Consider the following 15,562-nt stretch of genomic DNA (forward strand, 5'->3'; position numbering starts at 1 on the left):
GCACCACCCTACAATTTTCATAAAAATGAAGAAAGAGACAAAAGGAATATAAAAATGGATGGAGCACTGATAGGCATCGTAATTGGCATCTTAGCCATGATGGGTATGATCATTAAAACGAGAATCCCAGTCGCACTTGCTATGGTTATTGCAAGTATCATCATGGGTCTTTTTGCGGGTATGGCGCCAACAGAGTTGATTGATGCAATTAAAGCTGGTTTTGGTGGCGTGCTTGGTGGCATTGGTTTGATCATCGCATTCGGCGTTATCATGGGCGCGTGTTTCGAACGATCTGGAGCCGCTGTTCGAATGGCAAAAACGTTTGTAAAGCTGTGTGGTAAAGGTCGTGAAGACTTAGCACTAGGTTTTACAGGGGTGCTTGTCGCTATCCCAGTTTTCTGTGACTCTGCGTACATCATTTTGCATTCTCTTGTTCGCGCAATTTCACGTGATACGGGTAAGTCAGCGGTTGGCCTTGGTGTAACTCTAGCGCTTGGCTTGCTTATCACTCACGCACTTGTGCCACCAACACCGGGTCCAGTTGCTGTGGCTGGAATTCTGGGTGTAGACCTAGGTGAATACATGTTATTGGGTTTGATGGTTTCTATCCCTATGATGCTTCTTTCTATGATTTATATTCGCCGAGTAGGTAATGAGTACTACCGCGTACCAAACGGAGAGACATGGATTACTAACCAAGCTGATTGGGCAAACCTTGAGAAAGTAAAAGAAACAGATGACAGAGAGCTACCAAGTAACTTTTTATCATTCGGTCCAATTCTGCTGCCAATCGCATTCATCCTAATCAACACGCTTGTTGGTCAAGGTGACACTGCAATGCACAACGTTATTTCGTTGATTGGTAACCCAGTGGTTGCTGTTGGTATCGGTGTTCTTATGGCGCTATACGGTCTTACTCGTCATATTGAGCGCAAAGACATGGTTAGCTCTATGGATGATGCTCTGTCTACTACAGGTCTAATTCTTGTGGTAACTGGCTGTGGTGGCGCAATGGGTGCAGTACTTAAAGCATCAGGTGCTGGCCCTCAAGTAGCCGAAGCTATCGCGAGCAGCGGTATTCCACCTCTACTTGTACCACTAGCAATTGCTTCAATGCTTCGTCTAATCCAAGGTTCAGCAACGGCATCAATGATGGTTGCAGCAACGATGACGCTGCCATTGGTTGAAACGTTAGGTCTAGACCCAGTATTCGTAGCACTTGCATGTGCGGTAGGTCCGGTTGGCTTCTCTCATTTGAACGATTCATACTTCCACATCATCAACCGTACGTTAGGTATTACTGAACTTGCTGACCAAATTAAGATCTGGTCTGTGTCTTCAACTATCGCATGGGCGATTGGTGCAAGCATCATCATGATTCTAAACTTAGTGTTTGGTAAAGGCGGTACGTTGATCGACCCACTGATTCCAATTGCGGTTCTAGGTGCTGTATTCGTTTGGCTAAAAAGCAAAGAGAAATCACAAGTAAAGACAGCCGTTACTAACTAATACGACTTACCTTTATATACTGCCCCTATTAAGTGATTAGCTTGCTGATCTTCAATAGGGGCATTTTTGGATCGGGCACTCATCAAAATTACTAATCTTTTGGATCTCTCAGTATGAAAATTGTTATTGCACCAGACTCGTTTAAAGAATCTCTATCGGCTGTATCTGTGGCGGCGTGTATTGAAAAGGGCTTTCGTGAAATCTTCCCAGACGCTGAATACGTAACATTGCCTTTGGCTGATGGTGGTGAAGGGACTGTGGATGTATTGCTCCAAGGGCTTGTTGGTGAAAAGCGACATAGGCAAGTCGAAGGGCCGTTAGGGCAACAAGTTAATGCTGAATGGGCGATGCTTGAGTCATCCAATAGCAACCCGAACAAAACGGCACTGGTTGAAATTGCTGCTGCATCGGGTTTGGACTTGTTGAAACCAGAGCAGCGTGATCCATTGATTGCTTCTTCATTCGGAACGGGGCAATTGATTTTGGAGGCGATAGAGCAGGGCGCTCAAACGATTATTCTTGGATTGGGTGGCAGTGCAACTAATGATGGCGGTGCAGGTATTGTTCAAGCATTAGGTGGGACACTGTTAGATAATGCAGGGCAAGAGCTTAACCGAGGTGGCGTTGCACTAGCTGATTTATCATCGATTGATCTTACTGGTTTAGATTCACGCTATGCTGATATCGAGTTAATTGTGGCGTGCGATGTCGATAATCCGTTGTGTGGTGATAACGGTGCTAGCCATATATTCGGCCCACAAAAAGGCGCAAGCCCAGAACAAGTTGTGATGCTTGATAAGGCGCTTGAGAATTTTGCTCAAGTAGTTGAATCGCAAGGTTGTGTTCGTGGGGATGATCCCGTTCACAAGCGTACTGGTTATGGCGCGGCTGGTGGTGCTCCAATGGGGCTTGGTTTGTTGTTTAACATGCAGATTAAACCGGGTATTGAGATGGTGCTTGATGTTTTGCAAGCCGATGAAGTATTGAAAGGCGCAGATCTTGTGATTACCGGTGAAGGGAAAATGGACAATCAAACTCTGCAAGGAAAGACGCCTTATGGCATTGCCAAACGTGCGAGCTTACAAGGCATTCCGACCATAGGGATTGCAGGTTCTTTAGGTACAGAAGTCGAAGCCTTATATGGTGAAATGAACAGCTTGTTTGGTACAGTGCGCTCTCCTCAGTCACTCGAGCAAGTACTGCGAGAAGCTGAATTGAACCTAACCAGAACGGCGAGGAACATTGCCTCAACTCTGAGGTTAGGCCATGCCATTTTTAAATAAACCGAAGTTATACATAGGCTTATTCGCAGTGAAGTTCAATAGGTTTCATAGATAACAACGATAAATATAAACGATTATATTTTCTGCCAACTCAGGTCTATTCTTTATCCATATTGTTTTAGTGGTTTTTAAAGTATTGAATCCACTTAAATCTAAGATGTGGCAACGATGCGATATCTTTAACCTTAAGGAATAGACCATGAATAAAAAACTGACCACAGCTGCGGGTTGTCCTGTCGCTCATAACCAGAATGTTCAAACGGCGGGCAAACGTGGTCCACAACTTCTTCAAGACGTTTGGTTTTTGGAGAAATTGGCCCATTTTGATCGTGAAGTGATTCCAGAGCGTCGTATGCACGCGAAAGGCTCAGGTGCTTACGGCACATTTACCGTTACACACGACATCACAAAATACACCAAGGCAAAATTGTTCTCTGAAATAGGTAAAAAAACCGACTTGTTTGCACGTTTCACAACAGTTGCGGGTGAGCGCGGTGCTGCCGATGCTGAACGTGATATTCGTGGCTTTGCATTGAAGTTTTATACTGAAGAAGGCAACTGGGATATGGTGGGCAACAACACGCCAGTATTCTTCCTTCGTGATCCTCTTAAGTTCCCTGACTTAAACCACGCGGTGAAACGTGACCCACGCACCAACATGCGTAGCGCGAAAAACAACTGGGATTTCTGGACTTCTTTGCCGGAAGCTCTGCACCAAATTACTATCGTAATGAGTGACCGTGGTATCCCTGCGACTTACCGTCACATGCACGGCTTTGGTAGCCACACGTTCAGCTTCATCAACGCTGATAACGAACGTTTCTGGGTGAAATTCCACTTCAAATCTCAGCAAGGTATTAAGAACCTTTCTGATGCAGAAGCGGCACAAGTGATCGGTGATGATCGCGAAAGCCACCAACGTGATTTGCTAGACAGCATCGATAACCAAGATTTCCCGAAATGGACGTTGAAAGTACAAGTGATGCCAGAAGCGGATGCAGCGAAGGTTCCATACAACCCGTTCGATTTGACTAAGATCTGGCCTCATGCAGATTACCCGTTGATCGAAGTGGGCGAATTTGAGCTAAATCGTAACCCGCAAAACTTCTTCGCAGAAGTAGAGCAGTCAGCATTCAACCCAGCGAACGTAGTTCCAGGTATCAGCTTCTCGCCAGACAAGATGCTGCAAGGTCGTCTGTTTGCTTACGGTGATGCACAACGTTACCGTTTGGGTGTAAACCATCAGCACATTCCAGTGAATGCGCCTCGTTGCCCAGTACACAGCTACCACCGTGATGGCGCGATGCGTGTCGATGGTAACTTCGGTGGCACATTAGGTTATGAGCCAAACAACGAAGGTCAATGGGCTGAGCAACCAGATTTCGCTGAACCAGCACTGAACCTAGATGGCGCAGCAGCACACTGGGATCACCGCGAAGATGAAGATTACTTCTCGCAACCGGGTGACTTGTTCCGCCTAATGACACCAGAGAAGCAAGCGATTCTTTTTGATAACACTGCTCGCAACCTAGGCGGCGTGCCAAAAGAGATTCAATTGCGTCACCTAAGACACTGTTACAAAGCTGACCCTGCATACGGTGAAGGCATTGGTAAACTGCTTGAAATCGACGTGAGCGAATTTAAGTCGTAATCAATCATCTTGATTCGTTAATTGAAAGGCCGTTGAGTGAACTACTCGATGGCCTTTTTTGATCTCGCTGAATATCAAGCAACCCTAAGTCATTGAAAAATATAACAATCCACATTGATAGTTTTTACCTATCGAATTGATAAATCTATCCCATTATCTTTGTAAGAGTGATGGGATTATTCTACGACTATCAGTTTATAAAGTAGAAGAGTTTGAGATGAATAAGAGCGCATTAATCGTTGAAGGTGGAGCAATGAGAGGTATTTTTGCTGCTGGAGTTTTAGACGCCTTCATGCAAGACGATTTCCGTCCTTATGATTTTGCCATCGGCGTATCTGCAGGTGTGTCGAATCTGGTTGGCTACTTATCTCATGCACCAAAACGCAGTTATGATGTGATCACCACGATGGCGACGGATAAAACTTTCTTTAATCCTGCTCGCTTTGCCAAAGGCGGTAACTTGGTAGATGTTAAATGGTTATGGAACGAATCCAATCAACGTTATCCGCTCGATTGTGGTGAGTTGTTTTCAAGTATCCCACTCATTGCTGCTGTCACAAATGTCGATACGGGCAGTGCAGACTACTACCATATTAAGCCAGAAAACCTTTCTAATGTTGTTGAAGCAACAACGGCTTTACCTATCGCTTACCGTGAAACTCCGTGTTTCTCTGGTGGCTGTTATACCGATGGCGGTGTAGCCGATTCGATTCCGGTTCGTGAAGCATATCGCCGTGGCGCACGCGATATTACCGTGATTCTGTCTCACCCATTGAGCTACCGAATGAAGCCTCAAAAGCACCAATGGATGCTGAAGAAACTATTAAAGAAATTCCCGAATATTGCTGAGTCGATGGCGGTACGTGCTGAAAACTACAACCAGTCTCTGGAGTTCATTCGTAACCCACCCAAAGATGCGACTATTAAAGTGATAGCGCCACCTGAAGCCTTCGCGGTTAAGCGTTTAACTATGGATCAAAGTACTCTTAATACAGGTTACGAGATGGGCGTCAAAGCCGGTGAAGAGCACCTTGCTATTAGAAAAGGCGTTTATGGTTTAGACACTGAAGATTGTCATTTCTGCGTCTAGGAACGGTTTTAGAATACTGAATAAACGACGAAGCCACGCTGTTCACTTCAGAATAGCGTGGCTTTGTATCTGTAGACCTAGTTTGTTTTTAACTCAGCCTGCTGTTAACTCAATCTGTTATTAAACGAGTTCGTTGCCGCTGGTGTTGCCAGCAAAGAAAGCATCAACACTGGTGAGTGTTGTGTTCGCGATATTGAACAGAGCATCTTTGGTTAAGAAAGCTTGGTGACCTGTGAACAGCACGTTGTGACAAGCAGATAGACGGCGGAACACATCATCGACAATCACGTCATTTGATTTGTCTTGGAAGAACAGCTCTTTCTCGTTGTCATACACATCAAGACCAAGTGCGCCAATCTTACTCTGTTTAAGCGCTTCGATAGCAGCTGTGGAATCCAGTAGTTCACCACGGCTGGTGTTGACAATCATCACGCCGTCTTTCATCTTCTCAAACGCAGTCGCATCTAATAGGTGGTAGTTCTCTTTACTCATTGGGCAGTGTAGAGAAATCACATCAGACTCTTGGTAAAGTTCGTCGAGTTCAACGTATTTAGCGCCTAACTCAACAGCTAACGGGTTTGGATATGGGTCATAGCATAGGATATTCATGCCTAAACCCTTCAGAATTCGCATCGTCGCTAGGCCAATCTTACCCGAGCCAATCATACCGACCGTTTTACCGTGGAAGTTAAAGCCAACTAACCCCTCAAGAGAGAAGTTCGCATCACGAGTGCGTTGGTATGCCTTGTGTAGTTTACGGTTCAAACACATCATCATGCCAACCGTGTGTTCTGCTACCGATTCTGGTGAGTAAGCCGGAACGCGAACCACTTGCAGACCAAACTCTTTGGCTGCGTCTAGGTCGACCTTGTCAAACCCCGCACAGCGCATCGCGATTAACTTGGTGCGGCCTTGAGCAAGAATCTCTAACACGTCTCGCGATAGGTCATCGTTTACAAACGCACAAACCACTTCGTTGTCGTGCGCCATTTTTGCTGTTGTTGTGGTGAGTCGAAAATCGTGAAAATGAAACTCAGCGTTGAGTTCGCCTTTTGCCAGTTCGAATGATTTTTCGTCGTATGATTTTGAGCTAAAAAAAGCAATGTTGAGCATGGCTTCCTCTCTTACCTAAAATATAAATAACCCACTGATTCATTCTTTGAAACGGGATTAAAACGAGGGCATGTTGACCTTTCGCGGTTAAGTTTTGTTCGAGATAAAATCGTTTTAATCGCGACGAGAGGTTTGCCGCCTAGTCATTCTAAGCAAAACCCTCTCAACAAAGAGTAAAACGATTTTAGCCGAACCCTTCGGGCAGTGTTTGTGGTTCCTTTCTACAGCGTTATCGAATTCTCATGTAGGCGAGCTACACGTCGAATTCTCTGCCTTGTATAAATAACCCACAAACGGCTGCAAAAATCAGCTCGATAGGTCAACATGCCCTACAACTCTATTCAGTGTGCTAGAGTTTTTTTCTCTTGTCTATCACCATTAGTCATTGTAATTGCTATGGTTATTTGATCTTTTGTCTTCACTTATTGAACATTAAAAATCACATTACGAGGTTGCTTGCTTATAAGTTCATCAATATTGAATGAATCTTACTTTCGGGTGTGGAACGTTGAATTTTCCAGTGTGACGGAATACGTAAATGACTCATATAAAACCTCTTCTCTAACTGTTCTTTGAAAGTTGTGCTTCTGTCTAACGAGTGGCGGTTGTTATTTACCAGTAGTTCTCACTGCTGAATTGACCGGGTTTTCTGCGTAAGTGCTTTTCGAAACCTAAGCTAGTTAGCGCTTCGCTTGTGTCACGAACCATTTGCGGATTGCCGCAAAGGTAGAAAAAACTGCGGGTTTGATTGAAAGCGACAGACGCGGCTTGCTCGAGGTCGCCTCCAAGTAACAAATTTGGGATTCGTCCGCGCAAAGTTCCGGTAACTGATTCTCTAGAAATAATTGGCACATATTTAAGTCTCCCTTGAAAGTGATTAACGAGTTGAGTGATACGATCTCGATAAGTCAGGTCTTGCTCTGTTCTTACAGCATGCACTAGAACCAGATTCTTGAATGAAGAGGCTTTGTCTGAAGCCAACTCATTTTGCTGTATCTGCATGCTCTCAAGTATTGAGATAAATGGGCCTACCGCGGTTCCGGTTGAAAGCATCCATAGATCGTCGGCGATCTCTGGGATCTCATCTAAGGTCATAAAGCCACTTGGGTCTTTGCCGACAAAGATGTCATCGCCCATCTTCAACTCATGAAGTTGAGGTGAAAGCTGACCGTTCTGATCCTTAATAATCAAAAATTCCAGATGTTGATGACCTTGTTCGTGCTCTGGCGCGTTCACCATCGAATAGGCGCGTCTTACGAACTCATCCTCACTGTTAAGTAAGCCAAGTTTCGTGAACTGACCTGCCTGATAAGAAGAGACAGGTGCACTAACCTGGAGTGAGAACAATTGATCTGTCCATTCTGTTTTGTTTAGGACTTTGCCTGTAACTAAACCATGAGGAATATCTGTCATATCATCCACCTTTAAGAAGAGAAGTTATCTCATTAAGGATACTCAACTATTTACACTTTAGAGTTGCATGTACCATGCCTATAGTGAGAATGCTTATCAATACTGGTTTGGGGGATGGTTATTAGATCGAATGTTGTCAAAAAGACAATATGCTAATGGTTTCCAAATGACTCATTTGTGTGTTTTTGGTTTCGTTTTAATAGGCTTTAACTGGTTGAACATCGTTAGCATAGGTTGAGTGGTTTGACCCCTAGGATATTCAATCAATTACTGAAGAGAATAATTTATAGATGCGTATAATGGCGGCTTTCGTTCTCAATATAACTGTGTTTTATGCTTGATAATCTTCGTATGGCCTTGAACGTATTGTTCGTGACCATTAATACTGCATTCACCGCATTGGCTGTGAGCCTGTTTGCCCTAATCAAACTTATTTTGCCAATTTCTGTCGTTCAAAAATCATGCACTCGCTTAGCTAACTTCACATTCTGGTGTTGGGCTTCTCTTAATTTATGGATGTTGAACGCCAATAACGATATCGAATGGCAAGTGGAAGGGGGGGAAGATATTTCGACCAAGCAGTGGTATTTGATGATGTCTAACCACCTAAGCTGGGCAGATATTGTGATTTTGTCTTCAATCCTAAAAGACAAAATGCCGATGACGAAGTACTTCTTGAAACATGAATTGTTGTACGTACCATTTGTTGGCTTGGCCTGCTGGGGCTTAGATATGCCATTCATGAGACGCCACTCTCGTGAGTTCCTATTACGCAACCCAGAACGCCGTAATGATGATTTTAATGCAATCAATAAAGCGTGTACTAAGTTCAAATTAGCACCGACAACATTGGTTAATTTTGTTGAAGGGACTCGTGCAAACCACGAGAAACTGGCGTCAGCAAAGACCCCTTATCGCCACTTATTGAAGCCGAAAACTGGGGGCGTGGCATTTGCTTTATCTGCAATGGGCCCAATTTTGGATGGCATCGTGGATGTGACCTTAGCTTACCCTGAAAACCAAACCTCTCCGTTTGAAGATATGCTGAAGGGCAAAATGACTAAGGTCGTTGTGCGTATTAAATTGCATCCAATGGATGAGAACGTGAACGGTAATTACTTTGAAGATAAGGCTTTTAAACGTCGCTTCCACAATTGGTTGAACAGCACGTGGAAAGAGAAAGACGTCTACCTTGATACGGTTTATGGGGTTGATAAGCCTTCTGAGGTAGAGACAGTTGACGAGCCTGATGTGGCTTATAAGAAACAAGAACAGTAAGCTAAAACTGAATCGATAGCATTAATAAAGCCGATAGCTCATTGAACTATCGGCTTTTTTATTAATTTGACTTTCTTAATATTCAAACCATTAAGTTAGTACTTACTATGGCTTAACCGCCTGGTAAGCATCAATAATATGCTTTACTTGGCTAGGTTTGCCTTGCTTCTCTTGTCCTTGATGGATACGTAAGTAGTGCTGCAATGTTTTGGCTTTGTATTGCTGTGATACCTTCACTTGTTCATCACAACTTGGTGTCCAGATCTTGTCACCGACGTTTGATATCTCGCTAACGGTTTGGCTCTTTTCTGAATCACCGCGACTATTACTCACCAATAAAATCTCGTAGTAACGACGGTTCTCTTCAATCAACACTTCATCAATAAGACCAAAATGGATCGCCTTTAAATGGCTTCTCAACTCGAATTGCTGATGCACCGGACAAAGCAAGAAATCGATCGCTTTGTCTGGGTGTTGACGATGAATATCATCGACGAGCTTTTGAGTAAGATCGCCACCGACACCCGCAATAATAACTAAGTGTTTGCCTGTATGTTTCTCAAGCGGAATAGCGGCGACATCCATGCAGTAGACTTGCCATTGGCTGCTAACCGTTTGTTCGGCTCTGTTATCTTGCGGAAAGTAGCGCGCTAGCTTGCCTTCAAGCTCACTCATCAGAGACGGGACAATGTCGACAAAGTGAATCTGAGGCGCTTTATTATCCGATAACAGTTGAACACCCAAAAAGCCATGATCACAGCAACAGTCCCAAATATGCTGGTAGTCATTGCTGACAAGGGAGTGGAGAGTTTGCAGTCGGTTACTTAGCTTCATAAGGTTCGCGTCGTTAGAAAAGGGGTGTTGTCTTATCGAAGGCGCATTGTAATGACTTTCTAGAAAAACAAAAGCATCTAGGGTGTGAATCCTAGGTGCTTTGTAGTGGCTACAGAATTGTTAGTATAGGTTTACGATGCTTTGGCAATGGCTCTGATATGGCCTTCCACTCGGTTCTTACCAAGTTGTTGCGCGATAAGCTTTGCCTGTTCCGCCAGCGCTAAAGCTGAGTCTGTTTCGCTTTCTATTTGCGAGTATCCCACGCTAACCCCTAGCGATAAGGTGATATCTGGAGTGACGATGGTTTTCTCCGCGATTGCGACTCTGCACTGGTCTAGCTGGAATTTGGCATCTTTCACATCATTGGCTTTGAATAATACTGCGAACTCCTTTCCTCCAACACGAGCCAAGCAAAGTCCCTTTGGCTTGGGGAAGTAACTGCGTATCGATTCTGCAGTCAGCTTGATCATCTTGTCGCCCACCGCTTCACCGTAGGCTCGGTTTACGTGGTCGAAGTTATCGATATCAAGCAGAGCGACATAGGTATCGGGCTCGCTCACGTAGTTTTCGATGGCGATGCTGAAACTGCTCTTATTGTCTAACTGCGTCATCAGATCTTTGCTGCTCAATAGATGTTGAAGCAGTAAGTTAGACAAAGAGACTTCAGTGTAATCACGGATCATTCGTAGAATACTCTGGCTGATCGGTAAGTTTGCGTTTACGTACAACACTGCGATCAACTGCTGACGAGAGTGCAAAGGAATACAGTAATGACGTTGGTGTATTTTGAGTTTACACGCCAGTGGATCGGCGTACTTACCACTTCGGTAAGCCATAGTGTCCGGTGTAAATCGCTCTGCAAGGGCTTTGTCACAATGTACCGTGGATTTGTTTCCGTGATAGTCGATGGTACTGAATGCGTGGTTCTCAAGCTGATAGAGACAGAATTGAATGCCTTTTTGGTAGGTGAAACTATCCAGTATGGATTTTAACTCTCGCTTAAAGCTTACAAGGTCATCGACTTTATTCAGTTGCGACAAGGACACGTTCAAACGATAAGCCAGATAGTTGGCACCAATCCACAATAGCAGGAGTGAGCCCAGTACTAAGCCCGTCAACGTAAATTGATGTGAGCTGGTTAAGATGTCATGGCGGTCAGTGCCCGCAATGAACACCCAATTTAAGCTGTTGTCTGCGTCAAATACCGATATTTTGAAGTTATCTTGATAGTAATATTCGTGCTTACCAACGGTTTCACCTTGTGAGAGTTGGTGGCTGATCCCTGCATGGAAGCTGATGGATTTAGAACCGATACGCTGTGGATCCGGGTGGAATACCAGTCGCTCTGTTGCTCTGTCTACAACAAATACATAGCCATTATTAAGCGTTTTTAAATCTCTTAAACCTTGCGTGGTATGCATTAAATCAAACTCAATCCATATTTCTTCGTTGAGCTTTTCTGCAGTGTGTTTAACGGCGAAAACCCATCGTCCATCGGCTTTTTGGTAAACGGAAGAGATGTAAAAATCTTCTACAACACCGTCTATTGAATGCCATTGTATTGTGGCGATTTGTTCATTGGAAAGAGGAAGGCCACGAGTGGAGACATAATGTTGGGAGTTAGGTTGGTATCGAACGATATCGGAGAAATTTGGTGTTCTTCTTAGAATATTATCACTCAATTCTCTGAATTTTTTATCACCGATTGGAGCCGTTTTAGGCAAGCCTAGACTGGTTTCTAAAAAATAGAGTTTGCCGAATGTGGCTTCGATGTTGGAACGAATGGTAGAGCTTGCGATACGAATGTTTGATGATGATTGTTCTGTTGCTGCTGTTTCTACTTTTTCAAGCTGAGTCATAGCAAGATAGAGCATCCCTCCAGTTAATAAAATAATGTATGGTTTAAAAAGCCGAATTAATGTTTTAGGTAAAGCCATGATATCCAAAGACGTTATAGATTCATTTTTATAGTACGGCAATACTAAACAGTTTCATTAACCACATCAATGCAAATGATTCCATATGGATGAATGATTTTTGTGATATTCAGCTAACAAAAAAGCCAGCTGTAAATATAACTGGCTTCTATGGTTTTCGGTGTTTTATTAAGCTGACTAAGCTTTTGCTTTAATCAAATCAGCCTGATCTGGCGAATAGTGCAAAATTGCCATCGAAGTTGGCGACAACAACATTTCACCTTCTGCATGACCGGGTTTAACGTTTCGCAAGTTGGTATCACAGATGGTTACCCAGTTTTGTTCACGGTCATTCGGTAACGAGAAACGTGCTGGCGCATTGGTTTGGTTGATAAGATAAATTAACTCGTCGCCATCTTTACCAATACCTAAATGCAAAGCGACTGAGCTTAAGCGGTTCCAGTCGTCATGCTCCATAAGTGTGCCATCGACACGGCTCCAGAAGATGCGGTTAGAGTTACGCTTTTCGCCACTGAATGCCTTAATAAACGGCACCATGTATTGCTGACGAGCAGAGATCATTTCAGATAACCAAGTCTTGAAGTAAGTCTTGCGCTCTGAATCTTCCCAGTTAAGCCAGCTGGTCACGCCATCTTGGCAGTAAGCGTTGTTGTTACCTTTTTGAGTATGAGATAACACATCGGCCGTCAAAATATGAGGAATACCAAAAGCAAACAGCAGGCTCGCCATGAAGTTGCGTTTCTGCTTTTCACGTGTTGCGATAACTAACAGGTTTTCGGTTTCACCTTCAACACCGTAGTTTTCAGAACGGTTATCACCATGCCCATCGCGGTTATTCTCACCATTTTCTTCATTGTGCTTGTGCTTGTACGAGACAAGGTCCTGCATGGTGAAGCCATCATGGTAAGTGATGTAGTTGACGGTGAGTTTGTAAGGCCAGTGCGCTGCACTGTAGATATCACGAGAGCCCATTAGGCGTGTAGCAAACTCTTTTAGGTAACCCTGATCACCGCGCCAGAAGCTACGTGTGATGTCTCTAAGCTTGTCATTGCATTCATTCCAACCAAGCGGGAAATTACCCACTTGATAACCATTAGGACCAATATCCCACGGCTCTGCGATTAACTTAGTTTCTTTAAGTACAGGGTCTTGAGCTACGGCTTTAAAGAAAGCAGCCTCAGGGTTGTAGTTGTCACCTTCGCGCCCCAGTGTCGCTGCCAAGTCAAAACGGAAGCCGTCGACTTGGAATTCGCTTACCCAGTAACGAAGCGTATCCATTACTAAGTTGAGTGCTGGCTGGTGGGTAAGGTCGACGGTGTTTCCACAGCCAGTGAAGTTCGCGTAATGGCAGCCATGTTTAATGTAGTAGCGGCTATCGAGTGCTTTTAGGTTGAAGGTGGTTCCGCCTTCCCCACCTTCTGCTGTGTGGTTGTACACCACGTCTAGAATGACTTCGATGCCATTGCGGTGCAGTTCGCGAATCGCAGTCTTTAACTCGTTTACGGCATCTTTCTCTGCGTAGCGAGGGTCAGGCACCATAAACAAGTATGGGTTGTAACCCCAATAGTTCACTTTACCCATGTCTAATAGGTGTGGTTCATGCATGCATGCGGCAATGGGCAAAAGCTGTAGAGAGTTGATATTTTGCTGTTTGTAGAACGCAAGCATTTCAGGGCTCACTAACCCTAAGTAGCGTCCTTTAGTATTGGCAGCCACTTCTGGGTGCAGTTGAGATAGACCTTTTACATGCGTTTCAAAAAGAACGGTATCTTCGCGGCTAATGCGTGGCTTTTCTACATCTTGCCAATCGAAGGTGTCATCAACAACGACACATTTCGCCATAGCAAAGCTTTTTTCATTGGTATATGGCGTGACGTAATCGAGCGGTTCGCTTATTGCTTTGGCATACGGGTCTGAAAGCAGGATAGGGCCATTGTCCGTTTCGGCAATGAAGCCGTATTTTTGCCCCGCTTTAATACCATCAATAAAGACATATCTGATATCAGCGTATTCATTTTCCAATTTATAAGTGGTGAATTCGTCGTTCTCGTCAAAAAGAGCGAGTGAAAGAGATTTACAGTCAGGAGAATAAATAGAGAAGTTGCAGCCAGTGTTACCTAGCGTTGCGCCTAGCGGATAAGGGCGAGCGAGCGTTCTAGTCATTGCTTGATTTCTTGTTCGTTTATCGACATCAGTGAACTATAAGTAAAAAGCTTTGTCACAATAAGGTCAAGCAACTTCACAGATTAATTACGGTAAAAAAAATAATTCATCGATGAAGTTCAAATTATATATTTGAGCTAGATCTCACTTATGTTGAATAATTAGATCTGTGTGCTGTCTACTCCTCCTATATTAAGTGATCTACCTCTTTAAAACACCATTCTGTATATTTTCTACTCCCCTCTAGTCCCCCTTAATTAACTTAGGGGCGGAGGAAGTCAAACTTGTCATCCCCTCTTAATATTGACCCCGTTGAAACGAATCAGGGGAAACCCTAAACCTCTCTATCTTACGACTACCATTACTGCCTTTGGTTGCCGCAAGAGAGCAAAAATATAAAAACCTAAAATAAATCGTCCTTAATGGAGTTAAGAATGAAAAAAGTAAGTTTGATTGCTGTTGCAGTGGCAACTACATTAGCTGCTGGCTCTGCGTTCGCTGTAGATTTTAATGGCTACATGCGTGCTGGTACTGGTATTAGCGGAAATGATGGTGGTGACGTTTCATTCATGAAGAATGGTATTGGCCGTCTAGGTAATGAAAACGACAACTATTCTGAGTTTGGTCTGGCTGAAGAACTAAAAACTGGTGAGCAAACTTGGCGTTTAGAGTCAATGATTGCTTCTGGTGCTGATGGCGCAAATGGTTGGGAAGACGGTGACTTTAACGTTGCTCAGTTTGCTGTTAAAGCAACTGGCGTCTTATCTTTTGATGAAGAAGCGACACTTTGGGCTGGTAAAACATACTACCAACGTAAAGATATTCACATCACTGACTTCTACTTTCTAAATACATCAGGTACTGGTGGTGGTATTGAAAATATTTCAGTTGGTAATCAAAAACTTTCTCTAGCAATTATTCAAGATGGCGAAGATAAGAACGGTGCTGGTTACATGGCTGATGCTCGCCTAGCGAATATCGGTCTGTGGGAAGATGCTAGCTTAGAGCTTGGAGTTGTATACAACTTCGGTACTGAAAACAAGAATGGCAAATACGATGGCGATGACGGCCTACTTGCTACAGGTATCATCCACCAAGGTATGAGCAATGGCTTTAACCAAACGGTCGTTCAAGTAGGTACGGCTGGTTACGGTGTTCAAATGGCTAATTTGTGGGGCTCTGGTGCTTATTATGACCGCTCTGGAGACCAGGATGATGGTTTCGGTTACCGAATCCTTAACTGGGGTGTAATGAACCTTGGCGAGTCTTGGGAAATGGGTCACCAACTTGC

At 44.0% G+C, this 15,562-nt stretch carries 11 protein-coding genes; 6 read left to right on the forward strand and 5 right to left on the reverse strand.

All coding sequences use genetic code 11. The features are described 5' to 3' along the window. Nucleotides 1–54: 54 nt before the first annotated feature. From AB4512_RS12235 to AB4512_RS12250, 4 genes are all read left to right on the forward strand, one after another. Entirely contained in the window at nucleotides 55–1,509 is a 1,455-nt protein-coding gene (locus AB4512_RS12235; protein WP_372174960.1) for a GntP family permease, read from the forward strand. A 113-nt stretch (nucleotides 1,510–1,622) separates the two neighbouring features. Next, entirely contained in the window at nucleotides 1,623–2,792 is a 1,170-nt protein-coding gene (locus AB4512_RS12240; protein ID WP_372174961.1) for a glycerate kinase, read from the forward strand. A 199-nt stretch (nucleotides 2,793–2,991) separates the two neighbouring features. Continuing rightward, nucleotides 2,992–4,443 carry a catalase gene (locus AB4512_RS12245; RefSeq protein WP_372174962.1) on the forward strand — a complete coding sequence of 484 codons (1,452 nt, stop codon included), beginning with the start codon at nucleotides 2,992–2,994 and terminating at the stop codon, nucleotides 4,441–4,443. Nucleotides 4,444–4,660: 217 nt separating this feature from the next. Beyond that, a complete protein-coding gene (locus AB4512_RS12250; RefSeq protein ID WP_065583767.1) occupies nucleotides 4,661–5,533 on the forward strand; it encodes a patatin family protein in 873 nt (290 codons plus the stop codon). Between the two features lie 120 nt (nucleotides 5,534–5,653). Here AB4512_RS12250 and AB4512_RS12255 read toward each other — a convergent pair whose 3' ends face one another. Further along, complete coding sequence (locus AB4512_RS12255; RefSeq protein WP_102398419.1) at nucleotides 5,654–6,646, reverse strand: 2-hydroxyacid dehydrogenase; 993 nt, start codon at nucleotides 6,644–6,646, stop codon at nucleotides 5,654–5,656. 612 nt (nucleotides 6,647–7,258) lie between these two features. Then, nucleotides 7,259–8,059 (reverse strand): ferredoxin--NADP reductase, encoded by an 801-nt coding sequence (locus tag AB4512_RS12260; RefSeq protein WP_017058858.1) that lies wholly within the window; start codon nucleotides 8,057–8,059, stop codon nucleotides 7,259–7,261. 333 nt (nucleotides 8,060–8,392) lie between these two features. Here AB4512_RS12260 and AB4512_RS12265 point away from each other — a divergent pair, with 333 nt between their 5' ends. Then, nucleotides 8,393–9,337, forward strand: a complete 945-nt coding sequence (locus AB4512_RS12265) for an acyltransferase (RefSeq protein ID WP_017063993.1) — start codon at nucleotides 8,393–8,395, stop codon at nucleotides 9,335–9,337. 105 nt (nucleotides 9,338–9,442) lie between these two features. On the opposite strand, the gene AB4512_RS12270 is transcribed toward AB4512_RS12265, so the two are convergent. The 3 genes from AB4512_RS12270 to glgX all read right to left on the reverse strand — a co-directional run bounded on the left by AB4512_RS12270 (nucleotide 9,443) and on the right by glgX (nucleotide 14,271). Further along, nucleotides 9,443–10,171 carry a tRNA (adenine(22)-N(1))-methyltransferase TrmK gene (locus AB4512_RS12270; RefSeq protein WP_017072289.1) on the reverse strand — a complete coding sequence of 243 codons (729 nt, stop codon included), beginning with the start codon at nucleotides 10,169–10,171 and terminating at the stop codon, nucleotides 9,443–9,445. Nucleotides 10,172–10,302: 131 nt separating this feature from the next. After that, the gene (locus AB4512_RS12275; RefSeq protein ID WP_372174963.1) at nucleotides 10,303–12,045 is read right to left on the reverse strand and encodes a diguanylate cyclase domain-containing protein; all 1,743 of its coding nucleotides are present in this window, start codon (nucleotides 12,043–12,045) and stop codon (nucleotides 10,303–10,305) included. A gap of 240 nt (nucleotides 12,046–12,285) precedes the next feature. Continuing rightward, the gene (gene glgX, locus AB4512_RS12280) at nucleotides 12,286–14,271 is read right to left on the reverse strand and encodes a glycogen debranching protein GlgX (protein ID WP_017069732.1); all 1,986 of its coding nucleotides are present in this window, start codon (nucleotides 14,269–14,271) and stop codon (nucleotides 12,286–12,288) included. A 434-nt stretch (nucleotides 14,272–14,705) separates the two neighbouring features. On the opposite strand from glgX, the gene AB4512_RS12285 reads away from it, so the two are divergent. Beyond that, a partial coding sequence (locus AB4512_RS12285; RefSeq protein ID WP_372174964.1) for a carbohydrate porin occupies nucleotides 14,706–15,562 on the forward strand: 857 nt, incomplete at its 3' end.

The organism is Vibrio sp. 10N.222.52.B7 (assembly GCF_041474275.1).
GTDB lineage: Bacteria > Pseudomonadota > Gammaproteobacteria > Enterobacterales > Vibrionaceae > Vibrio > Vibrio crassostreae_C.

Coding starts and splice junctions, on each gene's coding strand:
- AB4512_RS12235 (WP_372174960.1), top strand. CDS start 55: ATGGATGGAGCACTGATAGGCATCGTAATTGGCATCTTAGCCATGATG.
- AB4512_RS12240 (WP_372174961.1), top strand. CDS start 1,623: ATGAAAATTGTTATTGCACCAGACTCGTTTAAAGAATCTCTATCGGCT.
- AB4512_RS12245 (WP_372174962.1), top strand. CDS start 2,992: ATGAATAAAAAACTGACCACAGCTGCGGGTTGTCCTGTCGCTCATAAC.
- AB4512_RS12250 (WP_065583767.1), top strand. CDS start 4,661: ATGAATAAGAGCGCATTAATCGTTGAAGGTGGAGCAATGAGAGGTATT.
- AB4512_RS12255 (WP_102398419.1), bottom strand. CDS start 6,646: ATGCTCAACATTGCTTTTTTTAGCTCAAAATCATACGACGAAAAATCA.
- AB4512_RS12260 (WP_017058858.1), bottom strand. CDS start 8,059: ATGACAGATATTCCTCATGGTTTAGTTACAGGCAAAGTCCTAAACAAA.
- AB4512_RS12265 (WP_017063993.1), top strand. CDS start 8,393: ATGCTTGATAATCTTCGTATGGCCTTGAACGTATTGTTCGTGACCATT.
- AB4512_RS12270 (WP_017072289.1), bottom strand. CDS start 10,171: ATGAAGCTAAGTAACCGACTGCAAACTCTCCACTCCCTTGTCAGCAAT.
- AB4512_RS12275 (WP_372174963.1), bottom strand. CDS start 12,045: ATGCTCTATCTTGCTATGACTCAGCTTGAAAAAGTAGAAACAGCAGCA.
- glgX (WP_017069732.1), bottom strand. CDS start 14,271: ATGACTAGAACGCTCGCTCGCCCTTATCCGCTAGGCGCAACGCTAGGT.